Below are 17,730 nucleotides of genomic sequence, written 5' to 3'. Positions count from 1 at the left end.
ATGAACCTTGAGCTGCTCAGTCGCCAACTCATTGACCGCTTTCAGCACGGCATGCCGCTGTGTCCGTCACCGTATAAGGAAATGGCGCGGATTCTCGGTTGCCGTGAATCGCAAGTGATGGCCTGTCTGGAAGAAATGGATCAGGCCGGCACCCTCTCACGCATCGGCCCGGTGTTCGAACACAGCCGCGCGGGGGCCAGCACCCTCGCCGCCCTCGCCGTGCCCGCCGAACGCCTGCAACAGGTGGCCGATCGCGTCAGTCAGTACCCGGAGGTCAATCACAACTACGCACGGGAGCATTTCTACAACCTGTGGTTTGTGCTGACCGCCCCTGATCGCCAACACATCGACCGCGTGCTCGAAGAACTGGAGAACGACACCGGCCTCATGCCGCTGGACCTGCCGATGTTGACCGCCTACCGCATCGACCTCGGTTTTGCCCTGGGAGAAAAATCATGAAGCCCGGATTGAGCCCCCAACAAGCGCTGGCGCTGCGCCGGCACCTCGAAGGCGGGTTGCCGTTGGTAGCGCGCTCCTATCTGGCCCTCGCCGAACGGATAAACGCTGACGAAAACCAGGTGCTCGAACAAATGCGCCAGTGGAGCGAGCAAGGGCTGTTTCGTCGTATCGGCCTGGTGCTGCACCACCGCGCGCTGGGCTTTACCGCCAACGCCATGCTGGTGCTGGATGTTCCCGACGCGCTGATCGACGAAGTCGGCCAGCGCTTGGGGCGAGCGCCCGGCATTAACCTCTGCTATCAACGGCCCCGGCGTTTGCCGCAGTGGCGGTACAACCTGTTTTGCATGGTGCACGGGCGTCAACGTGACCAGGTGGAGGCGCAGATTCAGGCGTTGCTGGAAGAGCATCTGCTGAGCGACCTGCCCCATCAACTGCTGTTCAGCACCCAGGTCTTCAAACAGTGCGGCGGCCGCTTTGCGCCCTCGCGAACAGGCGCACCAACCCATGGATGACCTCGACCGTCGACTGATCAATCGCTTGCAACTGGGCCTGCCACTGGTGCGCCACCCCTGGCGGGTACTGGCTGCCGAACTACAGAGCAGCAGCACCGAACTGCTCGAGCGACTGCATGCCCTGCTCGCTGACGGCGTGCTCACGCGCTTCGGCCCGATGTTCGACATCGAACGGCTGGGCGGCGCCTTTACCCTCGCCGCCCTGGCGGTCCCGGAAGAACGTTTTGAAGAGGTCGCCGAGCAACTGCAGGGCCTGCCGGAAGTAGCGCACAACTACCGACGCGAACACGCCTGGAACATGTGGTTCGTGCTCGCCTGCGCAACTGAACAGGACCTGACCGAGACCCTGCACCACATCGAAACCCTGACTGGTTTGCCGCTGCTCAACCTGCCCAAAGAGGAGACCTACCATGTCGGTCTGTATTTCCCGGCCTGAAGACACCCTAATCCAGCGTCTGATCGTGTTGACCCAGGCGGGTCTGCCTTTGCTGGAAGACCCGTGGGCGTGGCTCGCCGAACAGCTTGGGCTGAACATCGAAGCCACCCTGGACCTGCTCAAGCGACTACAGGCCGAGGGCGCGATTCGGCGGATCGCCGCCGTACCCAATCACTACCGCCTCGGCTATCGCCACAACGGCATGACGGTCTGGGATGTGCGCGACACCGACATGCCGCGCCTCGGCGCGCTGATCGGCGCGCAACCCTTCGTCAGCCACTGCTATCGCCGCCCACGCCGAGCCGACTGGCGCTACAACCTGTTCGCCATGGTTCATGGCCGCAGCAGCGATGAAATCAACAGCTACCGCGAGCACCTGCGCTACTTGCTGGGCGACGCCTGTGGGGCCGACGAAATGCTGGTGAGCAGCCGCATCCTTAAAAAAACCGGCTTGCGCTTGCCACCCGCTTCACGCTGAACACACCTGTCTCAAGGAGAGTTGCATGTTGAGGATCAGCCAATACCTGCGTGCACTGGCCGGCCAGGCACCTGCGCCCAGAACCAGTCCACCGGGCAGCAATCGGGCGCCGGTGGTGATCTGGAACCTGCTCAGGCGCTGCAACCTGACCTGCAAACATTGCTACGCCACCTCGGCCGACAGTGTCTTTCGCGACGAACTGGATACCGCTGCCGCGCTGACCGTGATTGACGATTTGCACGATGCCGGGGTGAAGGTGTTGATTCTTTCCGGTGGCGAACCGCTGTTGCGCGAGGATCTGTTTGTGCTCAGCGCCTACGCCCGGACCAAGGGTTTCTTTGTGGCCTTGTCCACCAACGGCACGCTGATCGATGAGCACAACATCGAACAGATCAGCGCGGCGAACTTCGACTACGTCGGGATCAGCATCGATGGCCTGGAAGCCACCCATGACGCCTTCCGCCAACTCAAGGGCAGCTTCGCCCGCTCCATGCAGGCGATCCGGCTCTGTCGCGAACAAGGCATTCGCGTCGGGCTGCGCACCACCCTGACCCAGGAGAACCATGCGCAGCTGCCCCAATTACTGGCGCTGATGCGCGAGTACGACGTGCAGAAGTTTTACCTGTCGCACCTCAACTACAGCGGTCGCGGTAAACGCAGTCGCAAACTCGACGCGCACCAGCAGATGAGCCGCGAGGCCATGACGCTGATCTTTGAGCGCGCCTGGGCAGACATCCAACAGGGGCGCGACAGCGATTTTGTCAGTGGCAACAACGATGCCGACGCCATTCTCCTGCTGCAATGGGCAGCCGAGTGTCTTCCCGAATATTACCCACGCCTGGAAAAAATGCTCCGTGCCTGGGGTGGCAACGCCTCCGGCAGCGGCATCGCCAACATCGACAACACCGGTGAAGTGCACCCGGACACCTACTGGTGGCAGCACTCGGTGGGCAATGTCCGGCGCACGCCGTTCCGCACGTTGTGGCTGGATCAGCCGGATGCCCTGCTGTTGCGCCTGCGTGAACATCCCCGCGCCGTCGGTGGCCGTTGCGCGCAATGCCGCTGGTTGCCCATCTGCAACGGTAACACCCGCACGCGCGCCTGGGCCGAGGGCGATCTGTGGGGCCAGGACCCCGGCTGCCACCTCAGCGATGACGAAATCGGCATGCCGCCGGTGACGACCATCCCTTGCATCACCCACTGAATAGCCCGTCCGGCCAACCACCTGACAAAGGTCGGGGCCGGCCAACCTGATGAAGCACCAAGGACGTCCCATGCCTCCATCGATTGCTATACCGGCCACACTTGAGTCCCCGTTCCGGCCGGGCGAAGTTGCCCTGGTCGGCGCCGGCCCCGGCGATCCACGTCTGCTGACCCTGCGCGCCTGGAGCCTGTTGATGCAAGCCGACGCCGTGGTGTACGACCGGCTGATCAGCCCCGAACTGCTGACCTTGATTCCCCTGACCTGCGCCCGCCATTACGTCGGCAAGGCCAGCGGCTGTCACAGCCTGCCCCAGGAACAGATCAACGAACTGCTCGCCGACCTCGCCGATCAAGGGCAGCGCGTGGTCCGGCTCAAGGGCGGCGACCCGTTCATTTTTGGTCGCGGCGCCGAAGAGCTGGAGTACTTGCTGCAACGCGGTGTTGACTGCCAGGTGGTGCCGGGCATTACCGCCGCTTCCGGCTGCAGCGCTTACGCGGGCATACCCTTGACCCACCGCGACCTGGTCAATTCCTGCAGGTTCATCACTGGCCATTTGCAACGCGATGGCGAGTTGTCGCTGCCCTGGAGCAGCCTCGCCGACAGTAGCCAGACCTTGGTGTTCTACATGGGCTTGTCGAACCTGGGGATCATCGCTCAACGCTTGATCGAAGCCGGGATGTCAGCCGATACACCGGCGGCGCTGATCAGCAACGGCACGCGTCCCGACCAGCACGTCGCCCGTGGCAAGCTGCACCAATTGCCGACCCTGGCGCTGGATTGTCCACCGGGCATTCCGACACTGACGGTGATCGGCACGGTGGTCGATCTGTTCGCCGCAGAACAACTGGAATACCCGGCGCGGCTTTACCCGGCGCAAGCACTACAACGCCACGCCAAGGTGGCGATATGAGGCGCATGCTCGTTGCCCACCTGTTATGGATCAGTGCGGCCCAGGCCGGCGCAGCGGTTCCGGCACTTGAACACGTGGCGGAAAACTATCAGCAGCATTGCCAGAGTTGTCACGGCGTTAACCGTCTCGGCGGTGCGGGGCCGGCGTTGTTGCCGGAGAGTCTCAGCCGGATCAAACCTGATGAAATCCGCAGCGTGATTCAGAACGGCCGACCTGCGAGCCAGATGGCTGGTTATGCCAACGTGTTCAGCCTCGCGCAGATCGACGCGCTGGTGGACTACCTTCAGCAACCGCCCGCCACCCCGCCCACCTGGAGCAATGACGACATTCTCGGCAGTCACTCGATGCTCGCGGACCTCAGCAAGTTGCCCATCACCCCCCAGCATGGCGCCGACCCGCTGAACCTGTTCGTGGTGGTGGAAGCCGGCGACCATCACATAGACATCCTCGACGGTGACCGCTTTGAGGTGCTGGCGCGGTTTGCTTCGCACTTCGCCGTGCACGGCGGGCCGAAATTTTCGCCGGACGGACGCTTCGTCTACTTCGCCTCCCGTGACGGCTGGATCAGCCTGTATGACTTGCACAACCTGAAACTGATCGCCGAGGTCCGCGCCGGGCTCAATACCCGCAACCTGGCGGTGAGCAAGGATGGACGCTGGGTGCTGGTGGGCAACTATTTGCCCGGCAACGTGGTGGTTCTCGATGCCCGTGATCTGTCGCTGGTGAAAACCATTCCCACGATCGGTCAGGATGGTACCGCGTCACGGGTCAGCGCGGTCTACTCCGCCCCGCCGCGGGACAGCTTCATCGTGGCGCTCAAGGACGTGAAGGAAGTCTGGGAACTGTCCTGGGCTGGCACACCCAATTTCGAACCACGAAGGATTCCTGCCGGGGATGTTCTCGACGACTTCTCTTTTTCACCGGACTACAAACAGCTGCTGGCCACCTCGCGCAAAGCCCAGGGCGGTCAGGTGATCGACCTCGACAGCGGCAAGGTGATCACCGACATTCCGCTGCCGGGGATGCCGCATTTGGGCTCGGGGACTTATTGGAAACGCAACGGTGAGTGGGTGTTCGCCACGCCGAATATCAGCAAGGGGCTGATCTCGGTCATCGACTTCAAGACCTGGAAACTGATCAAGGAAATCCCGACCCTGGGGCCAGGGTTTTTCATGCGCAGCCACGTCAACTCGCGGTATGCCTGGAGTGATGTGTTCTTTGGGCCTGATAACGATGCGATCCACCTGATCGACAAGCAGACGCTGGAAATTGCCCACACCTTGCGTCCGATGCCCGGGAAAACTGCCGCTCATGTTGAGTTCACCCGGGATGGCCGTTTTCTGCTGCTGAGCATTTGGGCGACCGATGGTGCGCTGATCGTTTACGACAGTAATACCCTCGAGGAGATCAAACGTATTCCGATGAACAAGCCTTCGGGTAAGTACAACGTGGGGAACAAGATTGAGTTTGTTGAGGGTACGTCCCACTAGGCCTGTAACCTCCAGGAAAAGGCACGGCCAACGCAACCCTGTGGCGAGGGGGCTTGCCCCCGTTGGGTCGCGAAGCGGCCCCAAAAACCGGCAATCACGTTGTGTCAGATAAAACACATTTGCTGTTTTTACGACTGCTTCGCAGCCGAACGGGGGCAAGCCCCCTCGCCACAGGGTTTGTGTTCGGCCATCAGTCCAGGGTGTAACCGCTGCCGACCTTCCAGTCCTGACCGTAAACATCGCGAGCGCCTTGCGACAGCGGAAAAGACAATGAAGATCGTTCCCACGCGCCGCGTCACCAGTGCGCAGGACTCGAGTCTTGCGTCGACAGCCGGACGCGGAGCGTGGGAACGATCAGTGACTGAGCGGCGGGGGCTGTTGATCTTGCTTTGGCTTTTGATCTTGCTTTTGATCTTGATCTGCCCCGTCGGAAGGCCGAGCGCAGGTTCTGCGCAGTGGGCACCGCGGCAAGGATGCCGCGGCAAGGATGCCGCGGTAGCCGCCCCCGGCCATGGATGGCCGATGGCGGCGGGCCCACGGAGCAGGACCGGAGCGAGGGCATGCCGAGCCACAGCGAGGCACCGTACGTCAGGGGCAAGAGCGTTTGGTTACTTGGCGCTCTTCCAAGTGACCCGCCGTAAGGGCGGAACCCTAAGCCGCCATCACCGCAACAACGGATATGTACTCCAAAAGTCAGCCCAACGTGTACCCGTTATCAACCTTCCAGTCCTGACCATAAACACCCCGAGCACCCTGCGACAGCTGAAAGACAATCACATTAGCCACCGCCGCAGCATCAAGAAAATGCCCCGGCAACAGACGTTTACCAAGCGTGTCGGCAACATCGCCAAGCTCCCCCTCGCTCAGCCCCAAGTGATCCCACATCGAGGTAGCCGTCGGCCCCGGCGAGACCAGATTAATACGCACATCAAAACGCGCAAACTCCACCGCCAGCGTCCGCGCCTGAGCCGCCAGCGCAGCCTTGCTGGCAATGCACGCAGCCAATCCCGGAAAACTCGAACCCGTCAGAAAACTCCCGATAAACACCACCGAAGCCGGACTCGCCAACTCCCCCCGCAACGCAGCCAGCGTATCCAACGCCCCGGCACCATTAACCGCCCACTGACGCTGGAAGGCCGCCATATCCAGGCTGTCAGCCATCTCGGCAATACCCGCGTTAGGCACCAGATAGTCCACGGGGCCCATCGCCGCAGCCCGCTCGGCCAGCTCGCGCAGGTCTTGCTGACTCGTGACATCCCCCGCAAACCACTGCAACCGTTCCCCGTAGATCTGCTGCAACGCCGGCAGTTCACCCAGGGTCCGAGACATCGCCAGCACCTTGACCCCGCGCGGTAACAACGCAGCGCACAGTGCCAGGCCAATCCCGGAGCTGGCACCCGTGACCACCGCCAAACGATCCTGAAACTCGGTTTTCATCATTTACTCCTGGGCATCGCGGATGCCAGCACTGGGGGACATAGCCAGCCCCTATCTTTGAACAGGAGAAGAAAAAACGACTTGACCGCGATCAGACTTTTTCGACGACGTTAGTGTTGCTGCAACAGCGCCGGAGTGATCTCGCTGAAGCGCAGCAAACGACCGCCCTGTTCAGCGGCAAGCTTTTCAGCGGCCTCACGACTGGAGAAGGACGCCAGCACCACACCCATGGCGCCCTTGAGTTGGGTGCCGACCACGTAGAACGCGTCCTTGGCATCGATCAAATGGGCATCATCCGGCGCGTTCCACGGGCTGCGGCCCATGTCGTGGACATACAGTTTTGCATCGCCATGATGATTTTCCGGCTGCAACCACCAACCGATCATTTCCGCCGTGGAGCAGAACTTCTTCACCCCGGCCCGCTCGACGACTTCGCCCTTGGGCCCGGGGAATCCGTTGATGATCATCCCGCAGACATGGCATTCATCACTGGGATGAAAGGCTGTGGCGGCGTCGCTGTAAGTGGCTTGCGCCGGGTTGTCACAAGCCGTCAGCAAGAGGCACATCATCAGGCCCGCCACCGCGCGTACCGTCATCAGATAAAAGGTGTTCATTGTCAACTGCTCCTAAAAACCAAAGTAAAAATTCATGTCGCCCGGCGACGAAACAACAGCCAGGCCGAGCCCAATGGCACCGCCACCCACAGCGACAGGCACAGCCAGAGCATCGAGCCCGGCATCGGCAAATCGCTGCCCAGCGTCAGCACACCCGCGGTACCGGCGCCGGGCTCAAAACCGGAGAGATTGATCAGGCGATAGATGTCGGCCGGATTGAGCAGCAGCAACCAGGGCAGCACTTTCGGGTTGAACTGCCCTTCGCTGAGCACCAACAGCGCCAACAGTGCCAGGTCGAACACCAGCACGAAGAAGAACCAGACGCCCAGCGCCAGCCCGGCCGCCGTGGATTTCTCGGCGGACACACTGCTCAGCACATAGGCCAGCCCCAGAAAACCCCAGCCCAGCAACGTCGACGACGCCATGAACCGGCCAAAGGCCCAAAGCAACAGGCTCAGTTCGACATCGTCCACCAGCACCGCGATGGCGAGCATGGCGCAGCCGAAACCGATCAGTGTCGCCAGCGCCAGGATCAACCCATGGCCGACAAACTTGCCGAGCAGAATCTGCCCGCGACCCAACGGATACGTCAGCAACAGCAGCAAGGTGCCGCTCTCGTCCTCGCCGACGATGGCGTCATAGGCCAACAGCAACGCAATCAACGGCATCAAAAACGTCGCCAGACTGGCGAGGCTGGCGATGGTGGCCGGCACCGAAGTGAAGCCCAACTGCCCGGAGGCCGCGGCGCCCAGCCAGGCGATGCCAATAGCCAACACCGCGAACAACACACTGATCGCCAACAACCAGCGATTGCGCAAACCATCGCTGAATTCCTTGCGGGCCATGTTCCAGACAGCATTCATACGGCCTCCCCGATCGGCGCCGCAGCGGCCCGGCTCATGTAGTAGCGGTAAATATCTTCCAGAGACGGCTGATGGATTTCCACGTCGGCCGGTTCGTCTTCATTGAGCAGTTGGCGCAACAGCCCGAGCTTGCTGCCATTGAGCGCGGCCACTTCAAGCCCTTCGACGCCCCAGCGTTCGGTGACGTGTCCGGCGTTGTTCCAGCGTTGCTGCAAGGGCCCGGCGTGCTTCAGGCCGTTGGCGCGAATCAGCGTCGGCAGCCCGGCTTCCTCGCGCAAACTGCGCAGACTACCGAGGGCCAGCAAGCGGCCCTGGGTCAGAATCGCGGCGCGGTTGATATGCGCCTCTACACCCGGCAATACGTGGGAACAGAGAATGATGCTGGTGCCCTGGCTGCGCAGGCGATCGAGCAAGCGATAAAGGTCCTGGGTTGCGATGGGATCGAGGCCGACCGTAGGTTCGTCGAGCAGCAACAAACGCGGCTCACCGAGCAGCGCTTGTGCCAGCCCCAGGCGTTGCCGCATGCCTTTGGAGTAGGTCTTGACCCGTCGATACGCCGCACCGGCCAGGCCGACTTCCTCCAGCAGCACGTCCACCTGAGCGGACGCGGCGCCTTTGAGTCGCGCGAAATGGCGCAAGGTCTCAACACCGCTCAGCTGCGGGTAAAACGTCACGTTCTCCGGCAGATAACCGAGCAGGCGTCGCACGTGGGGATCGCTGGGCAAACGGCCGAACACCCTGACCTGCCCTTCGCTGGGCTGGAGCAGGCCAAGCACCAGTTTCATGCTGGTGGTCTTGCCCGCACCGTTGTGCCCGAACAAACCCAGCACTTCACCTTCAGCGAGGCTGAGGTTGAGTTGATGCAACACGGTGGCATGCCCATAGCGCTGGCTGACGCCTTCGATGTCGATGACGTTCATGAGGTGGGCTCCTGGGTCAGGGTTTGAGGGGATGACTTCATCAGCGGATGACTGTCGAGCACCCCCGGCGATTTCATCACCGGAAAGGCCCGTTGCACCCAGCGCAGCAGCTCGATGCCGGGGCTGTTCATCAACAGCCGCACCTGCGGGTACAGCCACAGCAGACGGTCGACGTTGTCGTTGGGTTCGTAGGCGATATCGCCGAGGCCATCGTTGTTGCGGTCCCAGCCCAGGTAATCGCTCCAGTAATTGCCCCGGCCATCCGCCGACCATTCCTGCAAGCGAGTGGCGACGTACTTGACCTGCCGCTGGTTGCCGACAAAAGCGTTGTCAGCGATGCGGTTATCTTCCGAGCCGGCAGTGAGATGAATTCCCACGGCGCTGTGCTCGAAGTGGTTGTGTTCGATGCTGTTGAACAGCGAGTTGTAGATGAACAGCGCCTTGCCCTCGGCACCGCTGATCATGCTGTCGCCGGTCGAGCCGTCGCGCACGTCAGTGACGAAGTTGTCACGCAAGGTTGAATAGGTGATGTAGTTCATCAGGATCCCGTAGTTCTGATCCTGTTCGGAGCGATTGCCGATCACCATGAGCTTGCGGCTTTGCATCAGGGCGTAGCCGGTGCGGGTGCGGCGGGTGGTGTTGCCGATCAACTGGTTATCGTTGGCGAACATGTAATGCACGCCGTAGCGCAGGTCTTCCAGGGTATTGCCTTGCAGCAGGTTGCCGTTGGAGGTATCGATGTAAATGCCATCGCGGGTGTCGCGCACCTGGTTGCCAATGACCTTGGCGCCATGCACCGCATACAGATGAATGCCGTTGCCGCGATCCTGGGAACGCATCGTCGGATCACCCTGAATGCAGTTGTCGATCAGGCTCACATCCTGCGTACCGTCGACCCAAATACCGAAGCCCTTACCCTGCAGGCGATTGCCTTTAATCACCGCGCCATGGGCTTTGGGCTGGATAAACACCGCCGCATTCATGGCGGTGAGGTCGTGCCCCCAGTCCAGAAACGTGCAGCCCTCGATGCCGACATCCGGCGCACTGATGATCAGACCGTTGCCCTGCCCCTCGCCCTGAAATACCGCGCCCGGCTCGCAGACAATCTGCATCGGCTGATCGACGCTGTACGAGCCACGGTATTCTCCGGCCGGCAGGTGCCAGCGTTGATCGGCGTCCACCGTCAACGGCAACGTGGTAATGGGTTGCACCGCCAGCGCGCTGCCAGACATCAGCAGGAGCGCAAGCACAATGACCTTCACCGGGTTTCCCTTGCTCTCAGTCATTGCTTCGCTCCTGTCGATGGGCAACGGTCAGGCCTTCTCGACCTTCATGCGACCGACCATTTCCATGTGCAGCGCATGGCAGAACCAGCTGCAGTAGTACCAATGCAGGCCAGCCTTGTCGGCGATGAAGGTGATCGATGAGGTCTGCTGCGGGCTGATTTCCATGCTGACGCCATGGTTGGTCATCACGAAGCCGTGGGTCACGTCTTCAATCTGGTCGATGTTGGTGATGGTCACCGTGACCTCGTTGCCCTGTTTGACGGTGAACTCCGGCAGGCCGTAGGCCGGCGCCATCGAGGTCATGTAGACACGGACCTTGTTACCGTCGCGGATGACCTTGTTGTCGGTCTCCAACTTGATCCCGTCCTTCGCGGCGATGACCACGGTTTCGGCAAAAAACGGGTCGTTGCGGTCCCAGATCTTCTTGGTCTTGATCTGGTCGCGGCGGGCCATCACGCAGTCGTGGGGTTCGGCAAAGGCCGGGCCGTCGTGCACCAGTTTCATTTCCTCGCCGGAGATATCGATCAACTGATCGTTTTCCGGGTGCAGCGGGCCGGTCGGCAGGAAACGGTCCTTGGAAAACTTGCTGAGCACCATCAGCCATTGGCCGTCGGCCTCACTGGTTTCAGTCAGCGAGGCATGGTTGTGGCCCGGCTGATACTGCACATCGAGTTTCTGCTTGATGTAGTTGACCTTCTCACCGGTGTAGGCGCGAATGGCTTCTTCCACGTTCCACTTCACCACCTGGCTGTCGATAAACAGCGTGGTGTAGGCATTGCCGCGACCGTCGTAAGTGGTGTGAAGCGGGCCAAGACCCAGCTCGGGCTCGCCGACCACTACGTCACGCGGGTCCTTGAATTTGTCGTCGAACAGATCGTCAAGCTTGGCGATGGCAATGATGGTGCAGGTCGGCGAAAGCTTGCCGTTGGCAATGAAATACTTGCCATCGGGCGAGGTATTGAGGCCGTGGGGGTTCTTCGGCGTCGGGATGTATCGGGTGAACGCGCTGTCCTTGCCATCGGTTTTACGACCATCGACCACCGGCACTTTCGAGCCGTCGAGGGTGATGAACTTGCCGGCCTTGATCGCCGCTTCGATGCGCGGGATGTTGAACACCACCACCCAGTCGCGCTCGTTGCGCATCATGCCGCCCAGGTCGTAGGCCTTCTCCGAGTTGTAGCAGGTCGATGCCGCGTATTTGCCGGTGTAGTCGGCGTCAGTGTTGTCCAGGTTGCCGTCGACGATGACCTGGAACGCCATCTCCATTTTCTCGGCATCGATGGCGTTGAACATGGTGTAGCTGTTCTTGTCCTGCAGGTCGAAGGTGCTGCCGTCATTGGGGTGCGGAATCACGAATTCGGCATTGGCGAACACGTACTTGGTGTGCGGCACTTTCTGCAGGCGCAGCCCATGAACAGCCTGCACATTGGGCACGGTGAGCATCTTGTCGCACTTCATGATGTCCAGACGGATACGCGCAACGCGGCTGTTGGCCTTGTCATTGATGAACAGGTATTTGCCGTCGTACTTGCCATCGGTCATCGACAAATGCGGGTGGTGGCAGTCGCCATTCTGGAAATGCGCGCTGTCGCCCATGATCCGTTTGCTTTCGTTGGTCAGGCCCCAACCGGTCGCGGAATCGACGTTGAACACCGGAACACGCAACAACTCGCGCATCGACGGAATGCCCATGATCCGCACTTCACCCTGATGGCCGCCGCTCCAGAAACCGTAGTACTGGTCCAGTTCGCCCGGTCCGACGTGGGTTTTCAGTTGCGCGTCCTTGGCCGCTGCCGCCCATGTCTCACGGGTGAAGACCGCGCCACCGATGGCCGTGGCACCGGCCAGTACCGCGCCGGTCACCGCACTGGTGCCCAGGAAGCCGCGACGACTGAGGCCGGTCGGTTCCGGCACTTCAGTGGTTTTTTTGGATTCTGTGTCGTTCATCAGGTGTTTTCCTTGAAGGGATAAAAACGGTCACTGCGGACAAGCGCTCGCGGGGTTCATTCCAGAGCGGTCACTTCCACGACAGGTATCAGTTGCACAGCGGCGGGTGCCGCTTTGCCGCGTTTCTTGCGCTTGTTGATCAGCGGCGGGCATTTGTTGTCGTTCTGGTACGTCATCTGGCAATCGAGGCAGTAGTGGCACTCGTTGGCATTGATCCGGCCATCGGGATGAATCGCCTGGATCTCGCATTCCTTGGCGCACAGTTGGCAGGGCGTGCCGCAGTCCTTGCGGCGTTTGAGCCAGTCGAACAGGCGAAATTTGCTCGGAATCGCCAGCGCCGCACCCAACGGGCAGATGTAGCGGCAATAGACTTTGCGCGTGAAAATGTTGATGACCAGCAGCGCCACCGCGTAGAGCACGAACCACCACTGGCGGTCGAACCGGAGGGTGATGGCGGTCTTGAACGGTTCCACCTCGGCGAACAGTTCGGCGGTGGACATCGACTCCAGGGAGATGCCGAACAGCAGCAGCAAAATGATGTATTTGATCGCCCACAAGCGTTCATGCACCGCGAAGGGTAATTCGTATTGAGGGATTTTCAGCTTGCGTGCGGCCTCGTTGATCAACTCTTGCAAGGCGCCAAACGGGCACAACCAGCCGCAGAACACGCCACGGCCCCACAGCAGAATGCTCGCAGCGGCGAAGACCCAGAGCATGAAGATCAGCGGATCGGTGAGAAACAGCTCCCAGCGAAAATGGTCAAACAGCGCATGAGCGAAGGTCAGGACATTGACCACTGACAACTGCCCCAGCGCGTACCAGCCGATAAACACCACGGTAAACACCAGGTAACCGCGGCGCAGCCAGTGCAGAAAATGCGGGCGACGGGTGAAGGTGTCCTGCAAAAACAGGATCGCTGTCAGCAGCAGCAACGCGGTGCCGAGTACGGCGATCTGAAAGGATTTCTGATACCAGATGTTCAACCACATGGGCCGACTGGCTTCCTCAAGGGCGGCCAGTTCTTCGGCGCTGGGCAGTGGTCGTTCAAGGTAAGGCTCGGGCAATTGATAGGCCAGTTCGAAGCTGCTGAACGTGCCACTGACCGGGCCGGTCTGGCGACGTACCAATAACTCCAGAGACCAGGGCGATCCCGGATCGAACTTCGCCGGTTCGCGCACAATGAAAATCGACATTTCAGTGAACTCGGGCATGCCTTTGGCAAACACATCCGAGAGCCGCTGATGGTCCATGTCGCGAAAGCTGATGACATTCCCGAACTGGCGCAATTGCACCCGATCGAAAATCCCGCCGCGCACATACCCCGAGCCTTTATAGGAAAACAGCCCGCGACCCAGTACCGCGATGGCTTGCTCGCCAGGCTTGAGGTCTTGCATGAGGAAGCGATATTGGTTGTCGCCCAGCAGAGCACGGCCGATGGTCGGCGGATTCAGGTCGGCGGTGTAGAGCTCGATAAAGGTCTCATCCACCTGATCGGCGGCGGCGTTTTCCACGCCTTCGGCATCAGTGCCCTTGAAGGCGGCGTCGACCTGGCCACGGGTCAGGTTCAAGCGGCGGATGGCGCCGTTGCCGGTCAGTTGTTCCCAGGTGGCGGGTTCGAAAAAGTTCAGCCGCACGGTGGCGGGCTTGCTTGCCACACCGCCCGTGTCTTCGATCAGCTTGAGTGAGACAGCCACATCATGAGCGGCGCGCATGATGACCTCGTTGACCACCATGGCCGTGACGGTTGCGCCGGCGATGGCATCGACCGTGACTGCATTCGGATCACTGGAATGGCCGACGACGACCCGCTGGCTGACCTTCACGCCCTTGTACTTGGCGCTGAAACCGTGAAGTTTTGCCTCAGGAATGCCAATCAGCAGAATCGGCTCATGGTGTTCCAGCACATAGGCATCCTGAATCACGCCGGCAGTGTCAAGGATCACCTGGGTGTTGATCGGCTTGCCCGAGTAAGCCGGAATATCCACCACGTCCAGGCTCTGGAACACATAACCGATGACCTTGCCGGCGGCGGACAGCGTGCGCACCTTGAACCGGCCTTCGGGGGCGGAAACGGAATCGGTCTGATGGAAGGTTTTTTCGATGCGCTGCTGCTCGATGTCGCCGTATTGCTTGGCCTGCGCCCCCTCGAAGGTGGCGAGCATCAGCGTCAGCATGACCACCAGACCGACACCCCAGGCGCGCAGGTTGCCGAGTATCGAAGGCTGATGGATTGTCATGGGCTCGCTGATTTCAAAGGGGCTTGCGGTCATGTTAGGGAGCGTTGCGCCCCCTGCCCTTGATTGAGATCAACTTGAGTCCATAGAGGGCTCGTATTCTCAGACCGTGCGAGAAAACTGGCCTTTTTGTTCACCACCCAGATAGGCGTCAAACGCCATCGCGGCACTGCGCATCATCAAATGCCCTTGTGGCAACAGCACCAATTCGTTGCGGTGAATCTGCAGCAATCCATCGCGCACATGCTCGCCCAGCTGTGCCAGCGCCTCGGCAAAATACTCGGTGAAGCGAATGCCATGCCGCGCTTCATACTTGTCGAACGCGATACGGCCATGGCACATCAGGTCGCTGATCACCTCGCGGCGCAGCAGGTCGTCGGCGTTCAAGCGGTAACCGCGATGCACCGGCAACAGCCCTTGATCGATACGAGCGTAGTACTGAGAAAGCTCCTTGACGCTTTGGCTGTAGCTGTCGCCGACCTTGCCGATCGACGACACCCCTAGGCCGATCAAATCGCAGTCGGCATGGGTGGAATAGCCCTGAAAGTTACGTTGCAGGGTGCCATTGGCCCGGGCCAGCGCCAGCTCGTCATCCGGCAAGGCGAAATGATCCATGCCGATGTAGACGTAACCGGCCTCGGTCAGACGGCGGATGGTCAGCTCGAGCAGTTCCAGCTTGCGCTCCGGTGGCGGCATGTCGGCGGGACGAATCAGCCGTTGTGCGCGGACCATCTCCGGCAAATGCGCGTAGCTGTAGGCGGCAATCCGGTCCGGACGCAGCGCGATGATCTTACTGAGGGTAACGTCAAAACTCTGCACGGTTTGCAGTGGCAGGCCGTAGATCAGGTCGACGCTGATCGACTTGAAGTGCGCCTCCCGCGCCGCCGCGACCAGCGCATAAATTTGCTCTTCACTTTGCTGGCGATTGACCGCTGCCTGCACGTCGGGATCGAAATCCTGCACGCCGAAGCTCAGGCGATTGAAGCCCAATTGGCGCAACGACTGAATCTGCTCGGTGCTGATGGTGCGCGGGTCAACCTCGATGGAGAACTCATGGTTATCGCTGTCATCCATGTTGAACGCCTGGTGCAGGCAGTCCATCAGGTCCGCCAGCTGCTCGCTGGTCAAATAGGTCGGCGTGCCGCCCCCCAGGTGCAACTGAGTGAGTTTGCGCGTGCTGTCGAACAAGGCCGCCTGCATCGCGATTTCACGCTTGAGGTACGTCAGGTACTCGACGGCGCGATGGGTTTTCTGGGTAATGATTTTGTTGCAGGCGCAGTAGTAACAAAGGCTTTTGCAGAACGGGATGTGGATGTACACCGACAACGGTTTCGGCGCGGCCACCTGATTGCTGTCGCGGGCGGCACGCTGATAGTCGTCAACGGCAAACGCCTGGTGAAACTGCGGCGCCGTGGGGTAAGAGGTATAACGCGGCCCCGGGCGGTCGTACTTTTCGACCAGGGCGCGATTGAAATCAAATGTCGTGTTCATGATCGATCAACTCGCAGGGGTTAATGCTTCGCACCGCCCAAATCCTTTTCAAACAGGTTGCAGATGGCATCCACTTCCGGCCGACCGGCGGGAAGGATGCTGATGAAACGGTCTGACAATTCAATCAACCCGTCCCGGCTCAATTGCTCCAGCAACGGCCAGACGGCGGAGAAGTACGTTGAAAAAGCCAGCCCGTAGCGCCGCTCGATAGCGCGGATATCCAGTTCCTGATCACAGGCCAGACGCTCCATGACCATTTGCCGGATCTGATCCCCCGCCTCGAAGCGCCAGCCTCGACACGTCGGCAATTGCTTCATGTCCAGTTGCTGCTGATAACGCTCAATCTCGTCGGTGTTTTGTGTGTACAAATCGTCGATCTGGCTGATGGCGCCCAAACCGAATCCGACATGATCGCAATAACCGTGACGGGAGAAACCCTCACAGGTACGGCGCAACCGGCCTCGCTCCTGAGCGACCGCCAAATCATCATCAGGCCGGACAAACTGCCCCAGACCGATGTAGTGATAACCCGCACCAAGCAGCTGATCAAAGCAGATCTGGCGCATCGCGCCTTTATCGTCCTGGCTGCACAACTCTCTGACTTTGTCACCGAGCACCGGCCGATAGCGCCGTGGTGGCCGGGCATAGTCGAACACCATCAGCCGGTCCGGCTCCAGCTCGATAATGCTCGCCAGCTTCAGCGCAAAACTGTCTGGCGTCTGCCAGGCATGACCAAAACCCAGATCGACGTTGATGGATCGAAAACCAAAGGTGCGTGCGGCATCCATGAGCGACTGGATCGGCGCCGGGTTCTGGTAGCAGGCCACCGACCTGTCACAGTCGGCGTCGATATCTGGAACGCCGATGCTGACGTGGTTGAATCCCTGGTCGCGCAGCAACCCCATGGTCGCCCAGTCGGTGTGGTGAAGGTCGACCTCGACACTGTAATCGCCGCCTTCATGCTCTAGAAATTTGAACCGGCCACGCAGATGATTCATCAGCCGTTCCAGATAGGCAGGCGCGGGGGTTCCGCCGCCCAGATGAAATTGCTCGACCCGTTGCTGCGCACCGAGGTGACAACCGACGAGGTCGATTTCCCGCTCCAGATGCTCAAGGTACTGTTCGATACCGTTGTGCTCGCCGGCGATATCGCGCGGGGCACAGGAAGACGGCTTGAGGCTGGAAGGCAGTTGCACGTTCAGGGACAGCGGACGGCACTTCTGGCGGCTGACGCGCAATGCACGAAGCAGGTCCAGAGAGCCAATACCGTCATGAAATTTTTGCGTGTCGGCATGACAGTTAGGGTCAAGCACGCCTTGATCGCACCGGGCGATCTCGCCTGGGTTGTGAAATAAATCGAGCATGACGGTCTCCGAGACTGGCTGCGGACTTTCAGTCTCCGGGTTTAACCATCAATGCTCCTTGATTTGCGTCAAGCGCAAGCGAAGT

16 protein-coding genes are annotated in these 17,730 nt (G+C 60.5%); 7 read left to right on the top strand and 9 right to left on the bottom strand.

What is annotated here, in order from left to right:
• The 7 genes from PMI27_RS24040 to PMI27_RS24070 all read left to right on the top strand — a co-directional run bounded on the left by PMI27_RS24040 (window position 1) and on the right by PMI27_RS24070 (window position 5,489).
• On the top strand, window positions 1-459 hold the full coding sequence (locus PMI27_RS24040; RefSeq protein WP_008156298.1) for an Lrp/AsnC family transcriptional regulator: 459 nt from the start codon (window positions 1-3) through the stop codon (window positions 457-459).
• A complete protein-coding gene (gene ahbB / locus PMI27_RS24045; RefSeq protein WP_008156300.1) occupies window positions 456-971 on the top strand; it encodes a siroheme decarboxylase subunit beta in 516 nt (171 codons plus the stop codon). The genes PMI27_RS24040 and ahbB (PMI27_RS24045) overlap by 4 nt, the downstream gene beginning before the upstream one ends.
• Window positions 964-1,407: an Lrp/AsnC family transcriptional regulator gene (locus tag PMI27_RS24050; RefSeq protein ID WP_008156302.1), complete on the top strand. Its 444-nt coding sequence runs from the start codon at window positions 964-966 to the stop codon at window positions 1,405-1,407. Before ahbB (PMI27_RS24045) ends, PMI27_RS24050 begins: the two co-directional genes overlap by 8 nt.
• Window positions 1,382-1,885, top strand: coding sequence for a siroheme decarboxylase subunit beta (gene ahbB, locus PMI27_RS24055; RefSeq protein WP_008156305.1), 504 nt, complete (start codon window positions 1,382-1,384; stop codon window positions 1,883-1,885). Before PMI27_RS24050 ends, ahbB (PMI27_RS24055) begins: the two co-directional genes overlap by 26 nt.
• 25 nt (window positions 1,886-1,910) lie before the next feature.
• Window positions 1,911-3,089: a heme d1 biosynthesis radical SAM protein NirJ gene (gene nirJ / locus PMI27_RS24060; protein ID WP_008156307.1), complete on the top strand. Its 1,179-nt coding sequence runs from the start codon at window positions 1,911-1,913 to the stop codon at window positions 3,087-3,089.
• Between the two features lie 70 nt (window positions 3,090-3,159).
• Window positions 3,160-3,999 carry a uroporphyrinogen-III C-methyltransferase gene (gene cobA, locus PMI27_RS24065; RefSeq protein WP_008156309.1) on the top strand — a complete coding sequence of 280 codons (840 nt, stop codon included), beginning with the start codon at window positions 3,160-3,162 and terminating at the stop codon, window positions 3,997-3,999.
• Window positions 3,996-5,489, top strand: coding sequence for a cytochrome D1 domain-containing protein (locus tag PMI27_RS24070; protein ID WP_008156311.1), 1,494 nt, complete (start codon window positions 3,996-3,998; stop codon window positions 5,487-5,489). Before cobA ends, PMI27_RS24070 begins: the two co-directional genes overlap by 4 nt.
• Window positions 5,490-6,182: 693 nt before the next feature.
• Here the strand turns inward: PMI27_RS24070 and PMI27_RS24075 are convergent.
• From PMI27_RS24075 to PMI27_RS24115, 9 genes are all read right to left on the bottom strand, one after another.
• Window positions 6,183-6,926, bottom strand: a complete 744-nt coding sequence (locus tag PMI27_RS24075) for an SDR family NAD(P)-dependent oxidoreductase (protein ID WP_008156846.1) — start codon at window positions 6,924-6,926, stop codon at window positions 6,183-6,185.
• Between the two features lie 110 nt (window positions 6,927-7,036).
• Entirely contained in the window at window positions 7,037-7,540 is a 504-nt protein-coding gene (locus PMI27_RS24080) for a nitrous oxide reductase accessory protein NosL (protein WP_008156844.1), read from the bottom strand.
• A gap of 32 nt (window positions 7,541-7,572) precedes the next feature.
• Window positions 7,573-8,403, bottom strand: coding sequence for an ABC transporter permease (locus PMI27_RS24085; RefSeq protein WP_008156842.1), 831 nt, complete (start codon window positions 8,401-8,403; stop codon window positions 7,573-7,575).
• Window positions 8,400-9,323: an ABC transporter ATP-binding protein gene (locus PMI27_RS24090; protein WP_008156841.1), complete on the bottom strand. Its 924-nt coding sequence runs from the start codon at window positions 9,321-9,323 to the stop codon at window positions 8,400-8,402. The genes PMI27_RS24085 and PMI27_RS24090 overlap by 4 nt, the downstream gene beginning before the upstream one ends.
• Complete coding sequence (locus tag PMI27_RS24095; protein ID WP_008156839.1) at window positions 9,320-10,609, bottom strand: nitrous oxide reductase family maturation protein NosD; 1,290 nt, start codon at window positions 10,607-10,609, stop codon at window positions 9,320-9,322. Before PMI27_RS24095 ends, PMI27_RS24090 begins: the two co-directional genes overlap by 4 nt.
• A 27-nt stretch (window positions 10,610-10,636) precedes the next feature.
• The gene (nosZ, locus tag PMI27_RS24100) at window positions 10,637-12,559 is read right to left on the bottom strand and encodes a TAT-dependent nitrous-oxide reductase (protein ID WP_443200780.1); all 1,923 of its coding nucleotides are present in this window, start codon (window positions 12,557-12,559) and stop codon (window positions 10,637-10,639) included.
• A 53-nt stretch (window positions 12,560-12,612) separates the two neighbouring features.
• On the bottom strand, window positions 12,613-14,793 hold the full coding sequence (nosR, locus tag PMI27_RS24105; RefSeq protein WP_177327849.1) for a transcriptional regulator NosR: 2,181 nt from the start codon (window positions 14,791-14,793) through the stop codon (window positions 12,613-12,615).
• A gap of 99 nt (window positions 14,794-14,892) precedes the next feature.
• A complete protein-coding gene (gene hemN, locus PMI27_RS24110; RefSeq protein ID WP_008156833.1) occupies window positions 14,893-16,281 on the bottom strand; it encodes an oxygen-independent coproporphyrinogen III oxidase in 1,389 nt (462 codons plus the stop codon).
• 20 nt (window positions 16,282-16,301) lie between these two features.
• Window positions 16,302-17,645, bottom strand: a complete 1,344-nt coding sequence (locus PMI27_RS24115; RefSeq protein WP_008156831.1) for a coproporphyrinogen III oxidase — start codon at window positions 17,643-17,645, stop codon at window positions 16,302-16,304.
• Between the last annotated feature and the right edge of the window lie 85 nt (window positions 17,646-17,730).

Origin of the sequence: Pseudomonas sp. GM41(2012) (assembly GCF_000282315.2) — a bacterium.
Taxonomy (GTDB): Bacteria; Pseudomonadota; Gammaproteobacteria; order Pseudomonadales; family Pseudomonadaceae; genus Aquipseudomonas.
Note: the sequence above shows the minus strand (reverse complement) of the source record. Positions and strands in the feature narration are given on the sequence as shown.